Annotated in this window: 19 protein-coding genes; 15 read left to right on the forward strand and 4 right to left on the reverse strand. The window is 62.5% G+C overall.

Annotation, left to right across the window (positions count from 1 at the left end):
* Positions 1-123 precede the first annotated feature (123 nt).
* The 14 genes from AB3X86_RS18185 to AB3X86_RS18250 all read left to right on the forward strand — a co-directional run bounded on the left by AB3X86_RS18185 (position 124) and on the right by AB3X86_RS18250 (position 13,827).
* Entirely contained in the window at positions 124-1,482 is a 1,359-nt protein-coding gene (locus AB3X86_RS18185; RefSeq protein ID WP_368597056.1) for an SRPBCC family protein, read from the forward strand.
* The gene (locus tag AB3X86_RS18190) at positions 1,482-3,191 is read left to right on the forward strand and encodes an FAD-binding protein (RefSeq protein WP_368597057.1); all 1,710 of its coding nucleotides are present in this window, start codon (positions 1,482-1,484) and stop codon (positions 3,189-3,191) included. Before AB3X86_RS18185 ends, AB3X86_RS18190 begins: the two co-directional genes overlap by 1 nt.
* A 16-nt stretch (positions 3,192-3,207) precedes the next feature.
* On the forward strand, positions 3,208-4,194 hold the full coding sequence (locus tag AB3X86_RS18195; RefSeq protein ID WP_368597058.1) for a thiamine pyrophosphate-dependent dehydrogenase E1 component subunit alpha: 987 nt from the start codon (positions 3,208-3,210) through the stop codon (positions 4,192-4,194).
* Positions 4,191-5,183, forward strand: a complete 993-nt coding sequence (locus tag AB3X86_RS18200; RefSeq protein ID WP_368597059.1) for an alpha-ketoacid dehydrogenase subunit beta — start codon at positions 4,191-4,193, stop codon at positions 5,181-5,183. Before AB3X86_RS18195 ends, AB3X86_RS18200 begins: the two co-directional genes overlap by 4 nt.
* Before the next feature lie 44 nt (positions 5,184-5,227).
* Positions 5,228-5,458, forward strand: a complete 231-nt coding sequence (locus tag AB3X86_RS18205; RefSeq protein WP_152851317.1) for a biotin/lipoyl-containing protein — start codon at positions 5,228-5,230, stop codon at positions 5,456-5,458.
* Positions 5,412-6,326, forward strand: a complete 915-nt coding sequence (locus AB3X86_RS18210) for a 2-oxo acid dehydrogenase subunit E2 (protein ID WP_368597060.1) — start codon at positions 5,412-5,414, stop codon at positions 6,324-6,326. The genes AB3X86_RS18205 and AB3X86_RS18210 overlap by 47 nt, the downstream gene beginning before the upstream one ends.
* 33 nt (positions 6,327-6,359) lie before the next feature.
* A complete protein-coding gene (locus AB3X86_RS18215) occupies positions 6,360-7,892 on the forward strand; it encodes a class I adenylate-forming enzyme family protein (protein ID WP_368597061.1) in 1,533 nt (510 codons plus the stop codon).
* A gap of 32 nt (positions 7,893-7,924) precedes the next feature.
* Complete coding sequence (locus AB3X86_RS18220) at positions 7,925-8,818, forward strand: crotonase/enoyl-CoA hydratase family protein (RefSeq protein ID WP_176111353.1); 894 nt, start codon at positions 7,925-7,927, stop codon at positions 8,816-8,818.
* 48 nt (positions 8,819-8,866) lie between these two features.
* Entirely contained in the window at positions 8,867-9,646 is a 780-nt protein-coding gene (locus tag AB3X86_RS18225; RefSeq protein ID WP_368597062.1) for an enoyl-CoA hydratase/isomerase family protein, read from the forward strand.
* A gap of 78 nt (positions 9,647-9,724) precedes the next feature.
* Positions 9,725-10,927: an acyl-CoA dehydrogenase family protein gene (locus AB3X86_RS18230; RefSeq protein WP_368597063.1), complete on the forward strand. Its 1,203-nt coding sequence runs from the start codon at positions 9,725-9,727 to the stop codon at positions 10,925-10,927.
* A 2-nt stretch (positions 10,928-10,929) separates the two neighbouring features.
* The gene (locus tag AB3X86_RS18235; protein ID WP_368597064.1) at positions 10,930-12,051 is read left to right on the forward strand and encodes an acyl-CoA dehydrogenase family protein; all 1,122 of its coding nucleotides are present in this window, start codon (positions 10,930-10,932) and stop codon (positions 12,049-12,051) included.
* Between the two features lie 13 nt (positions 12,052-12,064).
* On the forward strand, positions 12,065-12,331 hold the full coding sequence (locus tag AB3X86_RS18240; protein WP_368597065.1) for a hypothetical protein: 267 nt from the start codon (positions 12,065-12,067) through the stop codon (positions 12,329-12,331).
* A gap of 87 nt (positions 12,332-12,418) precedes the next feature.
* Entirely contained in the window at positions 12,419-13,252 is an 834-nt protein-coding gene (locus AB3X86_RS18245; protein WP_368597066.1) for an SDR family oxidoreductase, read from the forward strand.
* A complete protein-coding gene (locus AB3X86_RS18250; protein WP_368597067.1) occupies positions 13,249-13,827 on the forward strand; it encodes a nuclear transport factor 2 family protein in 579 nt (192 codons plus the stop codon). Before AB3X86_RS18245 ends, AB3X86_RS18250 begins: the two co-directional genes overlap by 4 nt.
* 28 nt (positions 13,828-13,855) lie before the next feature.
* On the opposite strand, the gene AB3X86_RS18255 is transcribed toward AB3X86_RS18250, so the two are convergent.
* From AB3X86_RS18255 to AB3X86_RS18270, 4 genes are all read right to left on the reverse strand, one after another.
* The gene (locus tag AB3X86_RS18255) at positions 13,856-14,626 is read right to left on the reverse strand and encodes an SDR family oxidoreductase (protein ID WP_368597068.1); all 771 of its coding nucleotides are present in this window, start codon (positions 14,624-14,626) and stop codon (positions 13,856-13,858) included.
* An 11-nt stretch (positions 14,627-14,637) separates the two neighbouring features.
* Positions 14,638-14,958, reverse strand: a complete 321-nt coding sequence (locus tag AB3X86_RS18260) for a 2Fe-2S iron-sulfur cluster-binding protein (protein WP_018436097.1) — start codon at positions 14,956-14,958, stop codon at positions 14,638-14,640.
* A gap of 21 nt (positions 14,959-14,979) precedes the next feature.
* Positions 14,980-16,242, reverse strand: coding sequence for an NAD(P)/FAD-dependent oxidoreductase (locus AB3X86_RS18265; protein WP_368597069.1), 1,263 nt, complete (start codon positions 16,240-16,242; stop codon positions 14,980-14,982).
* Between the two features lie 98 nt (positions 16,243-16,340).
* Entirely contained in the window at positions 16,341-17,069 is a 729-nt protein-coding gene (locus AB3X86_RS18270; protein WP_368597070.1) for a TetR/AcrR family transcriptional regulator, read from the reverse strand.
* A 164-nt stretch (positions 17,070-17,233) separates the two neighbouring features.
* On the opposite strand from AB3X86_RS18270, the gene AB3X86_RS18275 reads away from it, so the two are divergent.
* Complete coding sequence (locus tag AB3X86_RS18275; RefSeq protein WP_368597286.1) at positions 17,234-18,478, forward strand: cytochrome P450; 1,245 nt, start codon at positions 17,234-17,236, stop codon at positions 18,476-18,478.
* Positions 18,479-18,532: the final 54 nt, after the last annotated feature.

Below are 18,532 nucleotides of genomic sequence, written 5' to 3' on the forward strand. Positions count from 1 at the left end.
TAGCATCTGAACGCCGTTCACAACAATTGTACCGGGCGTTGCATATCGATTGCGAACCACTCGGCCACAACATAAAGAGTCGGAACCGGCGCCTATGCCGGCCACATCACGAAGGAGATAGCAATGGGTAACAGAGGTCCCGATTCGGGTGAACACACGGTCCGTCTCGATTTTGTGCCGAAGGACAGTTACCTGTCGAAGCAATTTCTCGAGCGGGAGAACGAGCGCCTGTGGCCGCACGTGTGGCAGGTTGCGTGTCGGCTGGAAGAAATTCCCAACGTCGGCGACTACGTCACCTTCGACGTAGCCGGCGAGTCGATCATCGTGGTGCGAACGGCGGCTGATCAGATCAGGGCCTTTTTCAACGTCTGCCAGCATCGTGGCCGTCGCTTGACCAACGGCAGCGGCAAGGCCTCGAAATTTCACTGTGCCTATCACGGATGGCAGTGGAATCTGGATGGCAGCGTCGCGCGCGTGCTCGATCGTGACGACTGGGCCGGCTGCGAGGAAATGACTGACGGCGATCTGCGTCTCACCGATGTTCTGGTGGATACGTGGGGCGGCTTCGTGTTCATCAACATGAACCCGAACGCGGAGCCGCTCGCTAAATTCCTCGATCCGGTACCGGAGATCACGAACTGCTTCGAGTTCGAGAAGATGCGCTACCGCTGGTACAAGTCGATTCGTCTTCCGTGCAACTGGAAGGTTGCACTCGAAGCGTTCAACGAGGGTTATCACGTCGCGGCAACGCATCCTCAGTTGCTGGATGTCGCGGGAGATGACGTAACGCGAAGCTTCGCCTACGGCCGTCACGGCATGTTCGGCTACTCGACGGCCACGCGCATGATCGGCGCGCCGTCACCGCGAACCGGCAAGCCGATGCCGGAGGACGTGCGTCAGGGTCTCGTCAACTTCTTCCGTGTGATGGAAGAGACCCTGAAAGCAATCAATACCGCGCGCGACTACGAAGCGGCGAAGCGGCTGATGACGGAAATGTCGCCGTCGGGTAACCAGTTCGAAGTCCTCGCAAAGGCGATGGATTTCCAACGCGAAGCGGCGATCGCCGAGGGCGCCGGCTGGCCGGAGATCACTTTCGAGCAACTCGGTCGCGCGGGAGCGGACTGGCATGTCTTCCCGAACCTCGTGTTTCTTCCGTACCCCGACGGCGCGCTGTTTTACCGCGCACGCCCGGACGGCGACAACCCCGATTCGTGCATCTACGACATCTGGTCGCTGCAGCGCTTCGCGCCGGGCGCGGAGCCGCCGCTCAAGCGCGAGTTCTACTACGGTGTTGACGACTGGAAAGAGAACGCTCAGGAGAACTTCGGCCTGATCTTGTGGCAGGACTTCCAGAACATGACCAACGTGCAGCAGGGGATGAAGTCGCGCGGCTTCAAGGGTTCGCGCACGAATCCGCTGCAGGAAACGTCGGTTTCGAACTTCCATCGCGCGCTGCGCGAATTCATCGCGCGGGAGGAGTGATGTCGACGAGCTGGGACGCAACGTACGACTTCGTGGTGGTCGGCAGCGGCGGTGGTTCGATGTGTGCGGCGCTTGCCTGCAAGTCGGTGGGCAAGGAAGCGCTGATCATCGAGAAGCAGGCGAAGGTCGGTGGCTCGACCGGCTATTCGGGCGGTGTCTGGTGGCTGCCGAACAATCACGTGATGAAGCGCCACGGCGTAAGCGATTCGTATGAGCGCGCACGGCAGTACTTCGACGCCGCGGTCACGTATCAAGGTCCGGGCACCTCGAATGCGCGACGCGAGGCTTACCTGCGCACCGGGCCGAAGATGGCCGAGTTTCTCGAGCAGCAGGGGATGCAGTTCGTGTACGCGGACGGCTGGTCCGATTACTACGACACGCTGCCTGGCGGGGAGCCGCGTGGCCGGTCCCTATTGGCGAAGCTGTTCGACGTGAAGGAACTGGGCGAATGGGCGCCGCGCTTGTCGCGCTACAAGGGCCCGTCGATGCCAGCCAACTCGGACGAGTACCCGACACTGTTTCTGATGAAGCGGACGTGGGGCGGCAAGCGCAAGGCGATGCAGCTCGGCGGCCGCATGCTTTACCAGAAGATCACCGGCAAGGAGCTCGTGGCCAACGGTGCGGCGATTCAGGGGCGCATGCTTCAGATGGCGCTGCGCGCGAACGTGCCGATCTGGACGGACACGCCGGTGCGCGAGTTCATCGTCGAGGACGGACGTGTGGTCGGCATTGTCGCAGTGCGCAGCGGCCGGGAGTTGCGCGTGCGCGCTCGCCAGGGCGTCCTGCTCAATACGGGTGGCTTTTCACACAACGCTGAAATGCGCCGCAAGTACCAGCCGCAGCCGTCGTCTGCGGATTGGACCAATGCGAATCCGGGCGATACCGGCGAAATCCTGCAAGCTGCGATCGCGCTCGGCGGCGCGGTGGATTGCATGGAAGAAGCGTGGTGGGTGGTGACGTCGCTCGGCCCCAACGAGGAATTGCCCGAAGGCGCGCGCGCACCGGATGGTTCGCCGTTGCCGTTCATGCATCACCTCGACCTCTCGCTGCCGTTTTCGATCATGGTCGATCAGGATGGCGAGCGTTTTTGCGACGAAGCGGGAGCGTACATGGAGATCGGTCAACGCATGTACCAGCGCCACAAGCAGACAGGAAAAGCGGTACCCGCGTGGGTCGTGATGGACAGCCGCCAGCGCAAGTACTACCCGTGGGGTACGGCGATGCCGGGCCAGATTCCGCAGAAGTGGCTCGACAGCGGATACATGATCAAGGCTGACACGCTCGAAGAACTGGCCGCGAAATGCAGCATCGACCGTACTGGTCTGCTCAAGACGGTCCAGCGCTTCAATGGCTTCTGCAAAACGGGCGTCGACGAAGATTACGGCCGCGGCTCGCGCGCATTCGATCGCTGCCATGGGGACCCGACCATCAAACCGAACCCGAATCTCGGGCCGATCGAGGAGGGCCCGTTCTACGCGGTGCGCATGTATCCAGGCGATGTCGGCACTGCTGGCGGTCTCGTAACCGACGAGTTCGGACGTGTGCTGAAGGACGACGGTTCGCAAATCCCTGGGCTGTACGCCACCGGCAACTGCACGGCATCCGTGGTTGGCCGGTGTTATCCGGGCGCCGGCAGCAGCATCGGCGCATCGTTCGTGTTCGGTTACATCGCGGCGCTGCATTCGAGCGGCGCGCAAAAGATCTGGTGACACAGGAGAGTGACGAATGAATGCCTATCAGCCGCCCAGCAGCGAAGTCCTGGTCGACATCTACAGGCGCATGACACTCATCAAGCAGAACGATGAGCGCTTTCGCGCCGTGATCAAGGCCGGCAAGCTGGTCATGCCGTACTACTCGCCGCGCGGGCAGGAAGTGATTCCGTCGGCGATGTCGGTGTGTCTCACCGATGACGACTACATCTGCACGATCTACCGCGGTGTTCACGACATGATCGCCAAAGGTGTCCCGCTCAAGGAACTCTGGGCCGAACTCGGTGGACGAGTGACCGGGACCTGCAAGGGCAAGGGCGGTCCGATGCACGTTACCCATCCCGCTTCCGGCGTGATGGTCACGACCGGCATCGTCGGCAGTTCGATGCCAATTGCGAACGGCCTGGCGCTTGCCGCGCAGATTCGCGGTGAACGGCGCGTGGCAGTCGCTTACTTCGGCGATGGCGCATCCAACATCGGCGCGTTCCACGAGTCGCTGAACATGGCATCGGTCTGGAAACTGCCGGTGATTTTCGTCTGCCAGAACAACGGCTACGCGGAGCACACCAAATACGCTTACGGCACCTCCGTGTCCAATATCGCGCAACGCGCCGTCGCGTACCAGATGCCCGGCGTGACGGTGAACGGCAACGATCCGATCGCGATGCACAAGGCGGCGCGCGAGGCGGTCGAGCGTGCGCGCGACGGTGGCGGCCCGACGCTCATCGAAGCGAACACGTTCCGCTTTCAGGGCCATGTATTTGGCGATCCGGACGCATACATGGACAAGCACGAAAAGGCGGCCTGGGTCGCCAGGGACCCCGTGCCGCTCTTCCGCCAGTGGCTCATCGATGCAAAGCATGCGACCGAAGAGCAACTGGCTGCGATGGAAGCCGGGCACGAGGCGCAGATCGACGCTGCGGTCGAATTCACGTTGTCGAGCGAATATCCCGATGTCGCTGAGCTTCGTCGCGACATCTTCAAGGACGAGGTGCTTGCATGAGCCAGATGCCAACCAACATCAACACCATCCAGGCCGTCAACTTCGCGCTTGACGACGCCATGGCCGCAGATGACAACGTGATCGTGCTGGGTGAAGACGTTGCCGACGGTCAGGAAGGCGGCATTGTCGGCGTAACGAAGGGACTGTCGTCGAAATACGGCACGTCGCGCGTGCGTTCGACGCCGATCTCGGAGCAGGCCATCATCGGTGCGGCTATCGGCGCTTCGATGGTCGGCATGCGCCCGGTGGCGGAAATCATGCTGATGAACTTCACGACCGTCGCGATGGACATGATCGTGAATCACGCGGCGAAACTGCGCTTCATGTCGGGCGGGCAGACCAATGTGCCGATCGTGATCCGCACGATGACCGGTGCCGGCTTCGGCACGGGTGGTCAGCACGCGGACTATCTTGAAGCGTGGTTCGCGCACGTCGCCGGCATCAAGGTGGTCGCGCCTTCGAATCCTGCCGATGCGTATGGCCTGATGCTGTCCTGCATCCGCGATGACGACCCTTGTCTGTTCATCGAAAACATGCCGACCTACTGGAACCCGGGCAATGCGCCGGAGCGCGGCGTGGCGATTCCACTTGGAAAGGCCAACGTCGTGCGCGCAGGCACGGACGTCACGTTGATCAGTTACAGCCGCCGCGTGCAAGAGGTCATGGTCGCCGCGGAGGCGCTCGCCAAGGATGGGATCACCTGCGAAGTGATCGATTTGCGCACGGTCTCGCCTCTGGATACCGAAACCATCCTGACTTCGGTTGCCAAAACAGGGCGCGCCGTCGTGGTGCACGAGGCCGTCAAGCCGTTCGGCGTGGGTGCAGAAATCGCATCTCGCATCTACGAGGCCCTCTTTCGCGAACTCAAGGCGCCGGTGCAGCGCGTGGGCGCGCAATTCTGCCCCGTGCCCTTCTCCAAACCGCTCGAAGACGCGTTCGCGCCGGGCGTGGCAGACATCGAAGCGGCGGTTCGCGCGACGCTGAAATGACGAGCGCGCACTCCCGGAATTTCCATCATCAATAGAGCAAGCTCATGACCACACAAGTTCTGCTGCCCAAACTGGGCTTTTCCATGAATGAAGGCACGCTGGCCGAATGGCTGGCGGAAGACGGCGCGACCGTGAGCGAAGGGCAGATTCTCTACGCGCTCGAGAGCGACAAATCGGTTCAGGAGGTCGAGTCGCCGGCGTCGGGCACGCTGCGTATCGTTGCCCAGGTTGGCGAAGTGTATCCCGTCGGCACGGTGCTGGCGGAAATCGTCTGATTGGCCGCAGGCCGGTCACGCTATTCAAGAGTCGTTTGAAAAGGCATCCGCGATGAGTGTCGAATCCGTAGCTACCCGAGCGCAGTCCAACGTGAATGCTGGTTCGGGCGAGGCCGCAGCCCCAGCATTTGGTGCGCATTTGCCGCCTTGGCCGCAGGTCGATTTCGCCGAATTCGGCGAGGTAGAGGTCAAGCCGGTGTCGCGCATCCAGAAGCTCACAGGAGCCTTCCTATCGCGCAACTGGCTGACGATTCCGCATGTGACCCACCATGACGATGCCGATATTACGTCGCTCGAAAGCTATCGCAAGGCGCGCAACGACGCGAATCCGGCGGTCAAGCTGACGCCGCTCGTCTTCCTGATCAAAGCCGTGGTGCGGGCTTTGCAGGAGTTCCCGCAATTCAACGCGTCGCTCGACGGTGACGGCAAAAACATCGTTCTGAAAAAGTACTTCCACATCGGGGTCGCCGTGGACACGCGCTTTGGATTGCTCGTGCCGGTGCTGCGCGATTGCGACAGGAAGAGTGTCGAAGAACTCTCGGTGGAACTTGCAGCCATTTCACAGAAGGCCCGCGAAAAGGGACTATCGATGGCGGAGATGTCGGGGGGCTGCTTCTCGATCAGCTCGCTGGGCGGCTTCGGCGGGACTGGCTTTACGCCTATCGTCAATGCGCCTGAAGTGGCGATTCTCGGCGTGACCAAAACCCGGCTGGCGGCCGCGCCGGCGGATGACGGCGGCGTCAGCTGGCGCAAGATGCTGCCCTTGTCGCTCAGCTACGACCATCGCGTGATCAACGGAGCCGACGCGGCGCGCTTCGCCGCATTCATCGGCACGGTGCTGGCTGATCCGCAGACGCTCGCAGGTTAACAGACGATCTGACACAACAACGACGGGATTGAGATGAGAACCCTTGGCGAGATGATCGAGCGAAACGCTCGCTTGCATGCCGACCACACGGCGCTCGTGTATGCGGAACGGCGTCTGACGCACGCTCAGTTGGCGGAGCGTGCAAGACGCTTTTCGGGCGCGCTGTATCAGCGTGGCCTGCGGCGTCAGGATCGGGTTGCGATCCTCGCAATGAACTGCGCGGAGTACTACGAGAGCTACCGTGCATGCGAGTGGGCCGGCTTTATTATCGCAACCGTCAATTTCCGGCTGGCGCCCGCGGAGATTCTCTACATTCTGAAGGATGCGGCGCCCAAAGCGCTCGTCTTTGAGGCTCAGTATGCCGATGTCGTGGACGGACTGCGTTCGCAACTGCCCGAAATCGAGCAGTACATCTGCATCGGCGATGCGCCTGATTGGGCCGTTTCATTCGAGCAAGTGATGGAAGCCGGCCCAGTGGAAGGGCCGCCGATCCGCTCGAATCCCGAGGATTATGCGTACCTGATGTACACGAGCGGCACCACAGGGCGTCCCAAGGGTGTCGTGCGCACGCACCATGCGATGTGCGTCACCGCGGAAAGCTGCGCGCTCGTGACGGAGTTTTCTGGCAAGACGCGTGTGCTGCAGACGACGCCGGCGTTTCATGTCGGCGGGATCGGCTTCGTTAATGCGGTCGCATGGATGGGCGGCACGACGGTCGTACATCGCGCCTTCGATCCGAAGCAAATGCTCGAGACGATCGCGCAAGAACGCATCACCTTCACGTTCATGGTTGCTGCCATGCTTCAGGCGGTCCTCGACGTGCCGGAGCTGTCGGGCTATGACGTGTCGAGCATCGAAAACATCGTCACCGCGGCTGCACCGGTGCCGCCGCCACTGCTTGTGCGTGGCATTCAGGTGCTTGGCCCCGTGTTTTCGGTGCAGTACGGTATGACCGAGAGCAATGCCTGCTGGCTGCCTGCGCACGAGGTGAAGCCTCAAGGGACGCTGGAACAGGTACGGCGCCTGGCATCGGTGGGACGTCCGTGTCCCGGCATCGACCTGCGCATCGTCGACGATCATGGCAACGATCTGCCGCAAGGTCAGACCGGCGAGGTCTGGCTGCGCTCGCAGACGCAGTTGAGCGGCTACTGGAACAACAGCGTGGCGACGGTGGAAGCACTGCGCGACGGCTGGTACCGCTCGGGCGACATGGGCTACCAGGACAAGGACGGCTACATCTTCCTCGTCGACCGCAAGAAGGACATGATCATTTCCGGTGGTGAAAACATTTATAGCCGTGAAGTCGAAGATGCGCTGGGGCAGCATCCGGCGGTCATCGACGTGGCGGTGATCGGCGTGCCGCACGAGAAGTGGGGAGAGTGCGTGAAAGCGATCGTCGTGTTGCGGCGGGGCGAGCAAGCGGGCGAAGCCGAGCTGATCGAGTTCTGCCGCGGCCTGATCGCGAGCTACAAATGTCCGAAGGCCATCGCCTTCGTCGACGAGCTGCCGAGACTGCCGACCGGCAAGATCAGCAAGGTGAGCTTGCGCCAGCAGTTTGCCCAGTGAACGGCAATCGCCTCATTTGGAGAGAATCGACCATGGCCAAGTGGCTGAAGAGTTCGGAATGCGTGAAGTTCGAAGTAGCGGAGCGGGTTGCGCGTATCACGCTGAATCGGCCGGACAAGCGCAACGCCATCAACAATCCGCTACTGCAGGAACTCAAAGCGGCGTTGCTCGAAGCCGACGACCTTAAATCGGTGAACGTGATCGTGCTGTCGGGAGCCGGCCGCGATTTCTGCGCGGGCTACGATCTCGTGACGACGTATTCGGACCGTGCCGCGGACGCTGTTGATCCGGGTGACTATCGCGGCACGATTCGCAGCTTCGACGACGATTGCTGGTCGATGGAGCGGCAGTCGGAGACGGTCAATCTGATGGCCGAAATCCACAAGCCGATCATCGCGCAGGTGCATGGCAACTGTCTTGCGGGCGGCACGGACCTGGCGCTCGCGTGCGACATGGTGATCGCCGCCGACGATGCGAGGATCGGTTTTCCCGCCACGCGTGCGAACGGCTCGCCGCCCGCGCATATGTGGTTCTATCACGTGGGCCCGCAGTGGGCGAAACGTCTGCTGCTATCTGGCGACTCGCTGACGGGCCGCGACGCCGCGAAGATTGGGCTGGTCATGGATGCGGTGCCGGCAGAACAGCTCGACGCGGAGGTGAACGAGCTGGCGCGCCGTCTGTCGTTCGTCGATGCCGATCTGTTGGCTGCGAACAAGCGCATCGTCAACCTCGGCCTGGAGTTGGCCGGCTCGCGCACGCTTCAGCGCATTGCGGTCGAGAACGACGCCCGCGCTCACCAGAGCCAGGGGCCGCGGCGCGCGCAATTCAAGGCAGACATGGAAGCGGTTGGCCTCAAGGAGGCGCTCAAGCGCCGCGACGAGCCATTCGGCGACGGGATGATCCGGCTGCACGCTCGCGGCAGTTGACCCGTCGTGCGAAGCGACCACTCCAACCCAAACGTAGATCCGAACATCATGGATGTTGAACTCACATTGAACGGCGCGGTTGCGACGCTGTGTCTGAACCGCCCCGAGAAGCTCAACGCGCTGACGCCGGAGATGCTCCACCTGATTCTCGGCCATCTCGATCGCATCGAACACGACCCGGAGATTCGCGCGGTGATCCTCACCGGCGCAGGCCGCGCCTTTTGCGCCGGCGCCGACATCAAGGGCAGCGGCGCCGCGCCGCCGCAGATGAGCGTGGCGCACGCGCGTGCATCGATGGCGGTGTACCAGAAGATCGCGCTGCGGTTGTACAACCTCAACAAGCCGATCGTCGCGGCGGTACGGGGTGTGGCGGTGGGAATTGCATGGAGCTTTGCGCTGTGCACGGACCAGCTCGTCGTTTCCGACACTGCGCAGTTCATTCCCGCATTCCTGATGCGCGCCACCTTGCCTGAAGGTGGCATGGTGCATCTGCTCGCCCGTCATTGCGGCGAGTTTCGCGCGAAGGAAATCATGTATCTGAATCGCCGGCTGAGCGGCAAGGAAGCGCTCGATATGGGTCTGGCGAGTCATCTCGTCGAAGACGGCGACCTCGATGCGGCTGCCGAGAAGCTGGCTGGCGAGCTTGCGGCCGGCCCGACTTTTTCGCTCGGGCTGACCAAGCAGTTGTTCAGGTTGAACACGGGCAGCATGGAAGAGTTTCTTGCTCAGGAACTCAACGCGGTGGCGCTCGCGGTGAACTCGGAGGATGCGGCGGAAGGACGGCTCGCGGCCAGAGAAAAGCGCGCACCAGCGTTCAGGGGCCGCTAGGCGCAGACCCCGCACGAGCGCAGCACAGCGGCGCGGCAGAGCAGACAAACGAAGACGAAAGAGATTCAGGAGTCAAGCATGCATTTCGGCTACAGCGAGGAAGACGAATCATTTCGTCAGGAAGTCAGGAAGTTTTTCAACGAGCATGCACCGGCCGACATCTCGCGCCGCTGGCGTGATGGCGTGCATCCGCCCACGCGCGACGATATCCGCAGATGGCAGCGCATTTTGTACGAGCGCGGCTGGGGCGCGCCCCATTGGCCGGCCGAGCATGGCGGCACTGACTGGAGCGCGTTGCGCAAGCACATCTTCATGGAAGAGCTGTACAACGCCGATGCGATGGACTACGGTTGGCAGTCCACTCAGATGGTGGCGCCCGTCATCATCGCGTTTGGCTCGGACTGGCAGAAGGAGCGTTTTCTCGGGCCTATCCTGCGTGGCGACGAGTTCTGGTGCCAAGGCTTCTCGGAACCGAACGCGGGCTCGGATCTGGCCGGACTGAAGACCACGGCCGTGCTCGACGGTGACGAGTACGTCATCAACGGCCAGAAGATCTGGACCAGCGACGCGACGATTGCCGATTGGGGATTCTTCCTCGTCAAGACCGATACGACCGTGAAGCCGCAACGCGGTATCTCCTTCCTGCTGGTCAGAATGGACACACCGGGCATCACGGTGCGTCCGATCGTCTCGATCGAGGGCGGCAAGGGACTGAATGAAGTGTTCCTCGAGAACGTGCGCGTGCCGAAGGCGCATCTCGTGGGCGAGGCTGGCATGGGCTGGACCTATGCGAAGTATCTGCTCGAAAAGGAGCGCACGGCGAGTGCGTTCCTGTACTTCAACAAACGCGAGCTGCAACGCGCGAAGGAGATCGCCGCTCAGGAGACGGTGGACGGCGTGCGCCTGATCGATACGCCCGGGTTCGCGCGCAAGGTCGCGGAGGTCGAAGCGGACCTGATGGCGCTCGAATGGTCCGTGCTGCGCATCCTCGCTGAAGAGAAGAGCGAGCGCAATCTCGACGCTGTCGTCTCTGCGCTGAAGATCAGCGGCTCGGAGATGCAACAGCGTGTGACGCAGCTGCAAATGGACGCACTCGGTCCTCGCGCGATACGTTTCGACGACCACAGCGAGCCAGTTGGTGATCCGGTAGTCGACGAAAACTGGCCGGACTACATGGGTGGTCGCACGTCGGGCTATCTGATCGCTCGCGCATCCACCATCTATGGCGGTGCGCGCGAAGTGCAGAAGAACATCATCGCCAAGCTGGCATTTGGACTGTAGCCATGGACTTCAACTTCTCCGAAGAACAATTGATGCTGAAGGATGGCGCTGAGCGCTATGTTCAGCAGGAGTATGGATTCGAGGCGCGCACGCGCATTGCGGCGGGACCAGAGGGCTTCAGTCGCGATCATTGGCGCGCGTATGCGGAGCTTGGCTGGCTCGGCCTGACCATGCCGGAAGACGTCGGCGGTCTCGCGTGCTCGTTTGTCGAGACGGCGATCCTGATGGAGGCGCTGGGCCGTGGCATGGCGCTCGAGCCGGTCGTACAGACGGCGCTGCTTTGCGCGACGATCATCGAACGAGGCGATGCGCCGGCTCAGCGCGAGACGCTGCTTCCCGCCGTCATCGAGGGCAAGCTGCTGCTTTCGCTCGCGGATAGCGAAGCGGGCAGCCGGTACAAAGTGGGATGCCACGCACGAACGCACGCGCTCAAGACAGGCTCGGGTTACCTGATCAGCGGGGCAAAGACGCTGGTGATCGCAGGCGCGTCGGCGGATCAGTTGCTCGTGACCGCGCGAGTCGAAGGTGCATCGCAGGGCGTGGGCGTTTTTCTCGTCGATCGACGCGCTGCGGGCGTGACGTGCCGTTCGTACCGCTTGCTCGATGGATCGCGTGCCGCGGATATCGACCTGCACGACGTCGAGCTCGGTGAGGATGCGCTGATCGTCGGCCCGGAACGCGCGCTGGAGGTGCTCACGCAAGCCACGGAACTGGCGATTCTCGCAAGCGTGGCCGAGAGCCTCGGCATGATGGAAGCGGTGATGGCGATCACCTCGGAGTACATCAAGGGACGCTCGCAGTTCGGCCAGCCTATTGGCAAGTTCCAGGCGTTGCAGCACCGCATGGCGGAGATGTTCGTCGCCACCCAGGAGGCGCGCTCGATGCTGTACTGCGGGATCGCCCACCTGAACAGCCCGGCGGCCGAACGCAGCCGCGTGATCTCGGCGGCCAAGGCCGTTGCCGCGCGCGCCAATCGCTTCGTTTGCGCGCAGGGCATCCAGTTGCACGGTGGCATGGGACTCACCGAGGAATATCCGGTGGGGCACTACTTCCGCAAGATGACGATGATGGAGAAGATGTTTGGCGATATCGACTTTCATCTCGACCGCGTTGCGGCCGGCTGATCGAGTCGCCGTTATGCCGCAGCTATCGTTCGATGGACAAGCCGCCATAGTGACTGGTGCTGCCGGTGCAATTGGCCGCGCGATTGCGACTGAGCTTGCGCTTCGCGGCGCACGGATCGTCGTGAACGACTATGGTGGCGATACGGCCGGCGCCGACTGCAATCCGGTAGGCACAACGGAGTCGGCGCGGGCTATCGTCGACACCCCCATGCGCGCGTTCGGTCGCGTGGACGGCTTTTCCTGGCCTCCGAGGCATGCAATTTTGTTAATGGCGCCGTGATCTACGGTGATGGTGGTCAGCATACAGCGGGGCCGGTCCTCAATCCCGGCAAGCTTCAATAACGATGACTTACCGAGGAGAATGAGGATGCAACGTGTCAAGGACAAGATAGCCATTGTGACCGGGGCCGCGTCGGGCATCGGCGCGGCCTGTGCTGCGAGACTCGCGAATGAGGGCGCGCTGCTCGTCGTGGCGGACCTCAATCTCGAAGGCGCACAGGAGCAGGTTCGTCGCATCAAGGAGTCGGGCGGCCAGGCAGTCGCGGCGCGTGTCGATATCGGCGACGAAGGTTCGATCGACGCGATGTTCGAGTTGACGCTCAAGACATGGGGCGGCCTCGATATCCTGCACAACAACGCCGCGGCCACGTCGCTCTCCAGTACCGTCGATGCGGCAGTCGAGACAGTCGACGTCGCTGTCTGGGACGACACGATGCGCATCAATCTTCGCGGCACCATGCTGGCTTCCCGGCGTGCGCTGCCGCTGATGCGGGCACGTGGTGGCGGTTCGATCATCAATACCTCGTCGGGTTCGGCTCAGGCGGGTGCTCTGGGGTATAGCGCATATGGTGTCTGCAAGGCCGGTATCGAGAACCTGACGCGCTACATCGCCGCGCAGCACGGCAAGGAGGGAATACGCTGCAACGCGATTGCTCCCGGCCTGATCGTCACGCCGGTGACCCAGGCGTACTACGCGGGCGAGCTCGGGGAGATGATGCTGAGCCACCATCTGACGCCGCGCCTCGGGCAGCCCGAAGACATTGCGCATGCGGTGGTGTATCTCGCTTCGGATGAAGCAGCGTTCGTCACTGGCCAGGTGTTCAACGTCGATGGTGGGCTTCTTTCGCACCAGCCTTACTATGCGGACGAAATCCGTGCGCGCTCGGCGGCGACGACTAACGTTGCGAAGGGAATGGCATGACGACGGATTCCGGTCTTCTTGCGCGTATCGAGCGCATCGAGGCGCAGCTTGCTATACAACAGTTGCCGGTGCGATATGCGCTTGCGGTCGATTCGCGCGATCTGGACAGTCTGGTGCAGCTGTTCGCCGAAGACGTCAACTGTGGCCGATGGGGCGTGGGGCGCGCGGCGCTGAAGACCTTCTATGGGGCCGAGCATATTTTGCGCGGCTTTTACCGCAGCATTCACCAGATCTGCGGCCACACAGTCGATTTCATCGACGCCGACCATGCAACGGGAAGCGTCTATTGTCGCGCGGAGCATGAGGACAACGGTGCGTGGGTGGTGATGGCCATCTGCTACTTCGACCACTACGTGCGGCGCGATGGGCAATGGTACTTCGAGCGTCGCGACGAACAGCACTGGTATTCAACGGATTGGCTCGAGCGCCCCGGTGCGCCGCACTTCCAGAACTGGCCCGGCAAGTATGAAGGCGACCGGTATCAGCCGCGCCTTCCGCAGAGTTTCCCTACGTGGGCGACCTTCTGGAGCGCGAGCGAACAGCACGCCATCGACGCTTTGACGAAGGCGCCGTAAGCACGGCAGTGTCCGCGGCTCTTGCGCGTTACAGCGCGGCTTCTCCACGCAAGAGCACGTCGGCACCGCCGTCGGCGAAGGGGACTTGACCCACCATGTAGCCATTGGCTGGACTCGCAAGGAATGCGAGGAGCAGCACGATCTGCTCGGCGGTAGCGTAATTGGACACGACGGTGGGCACGCCGGCGGCAAGCGCCTCGCGACCTTCGGCAGTTTCCAGCAGCGGCGCGACCATCGGCGTCTTCACGACGCCCGGCGCGACACCATTGAGCAACACGCCCTTGTCGGCCCAGCCGGGCAGCACCGCCGTGCGCCGTATCCACTGGGTCAGCGCGCGCTTGGATGACGCATAGCTTTGTGCGCCGATCTTTCCAGCTTGCTCGCGTGCCGCTGCCTCGTTGCCGTCGAGGCATAACTCGACGAGGCGTGCATCGACCGGATGAAGCGATGCGAGCGATGAGATCACCACGGCGCGTGGCTCCCTTGCGCGATGCAGCAGCGGCAACAGGCGTGGCAACAGATCAGCAACGCCGAAGTAATTCACCGCCACCAGCGTGTCGCCGGGCACGGGCGGCGACACGCCGGCGCAGGCGACCACCGCATCGATCGACGGTGTGATCTGCTGTACGCGCGCGACCAGCGCTGCGCGCTGCGCCGGGACAGCGAGGTCCGCGCAAACTTCCGCATCGTGGAGATCGACGCCGATCACCCGTTCGCCGAGCGCGGTCAAATGCCGGGCCAGCGCCGCGCCCATGCCCGATGCGGCGCCGGTGATCAGCGTCGTGCGTCGAACCTTCATGTCCGTCACGCTTACGCAGCCACGCCGGGCAGATGCACGACCAAACCGTCCAGCTCCGGCGTCACGAAGATCTGGCATGTCAGACGGCTGTTTTCGCGCACGTCCATCGCACAGGTGAGCATGTCGACTTCATAGGACTCGGCCGCTGGCATGTGGCTGCTCCAGGCCTCGTCGACGTACGCATGGCAGGTTGCGCAGCTGCAGCTGCCGCCACAGTCGCCGAGAATGCCGGGGATCTGGTTGTTGACTGCCGTCTGCATGACGGAATCGCCAACGGTGGCGCTCACGGCGGCTTCGCTGCCGTCCGGCTGAATGAATCGAATGAGCGGCATGGCTTCTGAACCTCTGAAAAATTAGTTGGACTGGGGAAGCAGACTCTTCAACGGGATCGATTCGTCGGCGAGATCGGCCGCGCGGACCGGAATCTTCTCGGCAACGAATCGCTTGGCCAGCACGAATTCGGGCACCCGACTGACCGTATCGGCTGCGAGCATCACGCCGTCTTTCAGATAAAACGCAGAGAACGAGCGGGTATCGGGATTGCCGCGCAGGACGAACTCGTCGTAGCCGTGGGACAAGCCGACCATCTTGAGCTTCAGATCGTATTGATCGGACCAGAACCACGGCACGCTGTTGTAGACGCGCTCCTTGCCACACAACGAGGCAGCCGCGGTGCGGGCCTGCTCCAGCGCGTTGGGCACCGACTCGAGCCGCAGGCGCCGGCCGAGCGAAGGGTTGGGGTGGTTGGTGCAATCCCCGACCGCGAAAATATCCGGATCAGACGTGCGGGTGTATTCGTCGACCACGATGCCGTTGTCGACGGCCAGCCCGGCTGCTTCTGCAAGTTCGGTGGCGGGCTCCAGTCCCACGCCGACGATGACGAGATCCGCGGCGACGCGCGTGCCGTCCGCGCAGGACACGGCCGCGACCGCGTCGCCCGACGCGTCGAGTTCGAACTCACTGACGATCGCGTTGGTGCGGATGTCGACGCCGGCCTCGCGGTGCACTTTCTCGTAGAACGCGGAAAGCTCGGGCGCCGTGACGCGCGCGAGGACGCGCGGCAATGCTTCGAGCACGGTGACGTGCAAGCCACGCTTCACGGCTACGGCAGCCACCTCCAGTCCGACATATCCGCCGCCGATGATCACGAGGCGCGAGCCGGCATGAAACTGGTTTCGAATGCGCGCGACGTGATCGAGCGTGCGAAGGTAGTGAAAGTTCTGCAGCTTCTCGATCGTTTCGATACCGGGCAACGCGAGGCGCCGCGCGCGACCGCCGGTAGCCAGAACGAGTTTCGTATAGCCGATTTCGCTGCCGTTGGAAAGCGTGACCCGTTTCGCGTCACGGTCGATGCGTTGGGCGCGCACATTCGGAATGAACTCGACACGCGCTTTGTCGTACGTCGACAGCGGTTTCAGGTAGAGCTGCTCGGCGGTCGATTCGCCCGACAGAAATGCTTTGGAGAGCGGCGGCCGTTGGTACGGCAAGTGGGATTCTTCCCCAACCATCACGATGCGCCCCGTCCATCCCTGTTCGCGGATCGCGGTCGCGCATTCTCCCGCTGCGTGACCCGCCCCGACGATCAGTGCGGTGTCCTCTGCGTCTCCAGCTGTCATGAAGCCAACTCCGTCTCATACGGCCACAAGTTCGCTGCGGCCAGAATCTGCGAATAGTGTTCTAAATTGTGAACGACCGTCGTTGCTGCTGTCAATGCTCATGAACCCCGCTGAGCCGCCGTGGAGCTGACCATCGCCTCGATGCCGCCAACCGCGAAACGGATCAGGTAGGTGCGCATGCGCTCGATATGCGCCGTCGCGAGTGCCCGTGTTCGGGATCGCGCTTCCTGCGCGTAAAGCTCGTTGAGCACGAGATGAAACACGGACTCGACGAAATGCTGCACCAGTTCGACGGTCTCCCGCGTCGCATGAGGAAGCGCGTTGGCGAAGGCGTCACGATAGCGCGCGGCCGCCGGCGCGTATTGGTCATAAAACGGCGCCGTGAGGTCGGGGCGCTCCAGCAGGCAGCCAATCTGGGTCAGCAGGCGCAGGTAGTTTCGCCACCCCGGATCGCCGCTCGTCAGATGCGCGAAAGCCGGTGCGGAAAGTGCGGTCACGATCGTCTCGACGTCGGGACGTTTGCCTCGCAGCGGTGCGAGTCCGGCCTCGAGCGATTCGATGACCTGCCGGCTGATCACGGCCGCGCGACGGCCGATCGCCTGTTGAAACAGCGCGTCTTTGCTGCCGAAGTGGTAGCGCGCGAGGCTCAGCTCCATGCCACAGCTCTGCATGATGTCGCGAATCGACGTGCCGAAGTAGCCGTGCATCGCGAACAGCCGCTCGGCCGTATCGAGAATGCGCTCTGGCGTCGTGCTGCGCGCCGTGGCACGCGGCTCATTGATGGCAGTCGCCGGGCTGGTAGCGGCGTGAGTGGTTCTGGACGGCATGGTTTCCCTTTCATGGCGGGTGCGGATCGGACAGTGCGCGATCCCTTTCAGCGAATGATAAAACGATCTTGCACATTCGTGCAAAATCGAACATAGTTCAGCTATCGGCACGTCGCTACCAGGCAGAGGTGCCTTTAAATGAACGATTAATGGAGACAGGTACCATGGCGGGCGCGCTGCAACTCGAGGACTTCGACGATCCCAAGTTCAACCCCTTTTTCGAGGATTCGCTCGCTTTCGGCGCCGATCCCAACCCGTATCCGCGGATTTCCGAGCTCCGCGAGAAAGGCTCGGTTCAGAAAGGCGACTACCGTGTGCTGATGGGCGCGGCAGCGGATCTGACGATGTCCGATGTTGCGCATTACTGCGTATTCGGATACGACGAGGTAGCGCAGGTGCTCGGAGATCCGGTCACGTTCTCGAACAAGTCTTACGAGCGCAATATCGGCATCAGCTTCGGACGCAGCATCTCGACGATGGACGCGCCCGAGCACCCGCGTTACCGCCGCATCTTCCAGAAGGCCTTTTTGCCGCTCACGGTGGCAGCATGGGGCGATACGCTGGTCGATCCGGTCGTGAACGAACTGATGTCGAAGTTCATCGATCGCGGACATGCGGATCTCGTCAACGAGTTCACGCTTCACTATCCGTTCAATATCATCTATCGCCAACTGGCATTGCCGCCGGAAGACGTCAAGATCTTCCACAAGCTGGCGATCGCGCAGACGCTGGTTTCGATCGATGTGGCGCATGGTGTGGAGGCGTCGACGAAGCTGGGTGCTTATTTCGCTCGACTCGTCGAGGAGCGCCGCCGCAAACCGGGCGACGATCTCGTCAGCTCGCTGGCCATCGCGGAAGTCGATGGCGAGTTGCTGCCGGACGAGGTCGTCATTTCGTTCCTGCGCCAATTGGTGAATGCGGGCGGTGACACCACGTATCGCGCAACTAGCGTGCTGCTGCTCGCGCTGTTGCGCGATCCCGCACAGCTCGAAGCGGTGCGCGAGGATCGCACGCTGGTCGCGCAGGCGATCGAGGAGGCTCTGCGCTGGGATGGCCCCGTGTTGATGCAATCGCGGATGGCCTCGCGTGACGTCACGCTCGGCGGTGTGGAGATTCCGGCGGGCGCATTTCTCGACGTGTTGGCGGGAAGCGCCAATCGCGACCCCAGCCGCTTCCCCGATCCGGACAAGTTCGACATCTATCGAAAGCCTGCGCACCGGCACTTCGCATTCGCGTATGGCCCGCACGTATGCATCGGCCAGCACCTTGCGCGCGTGGAAATGACGCGCGCGCTCAACGCGATTCTCGATCGCCTGCCCAATCTTCGCCTCGATCCGGCCGCGGCAGCTCCACAGATCAATGGAATCATGATGCGCGTTCCGCATTCGATTCCCGTCGTCTTCGGCTAACCAGAACAGCGCCAGCCTCGCGTGTCGTGGACGAGGCTGGCCGACAAGGCACGT

The sequence above is a fragment of the Paraburkholderia sp. BR14374 genome (assembly GCF_040948685.1).
In the GTDB taxonomy this organism is placed as follows: domain Bacteria; phylum Pseudomonadota; class Gammaproteobacteria; order Burkholderiales; family Burkholderiaceae; genus Paraburkholderia; species Paraburkholderia youngii.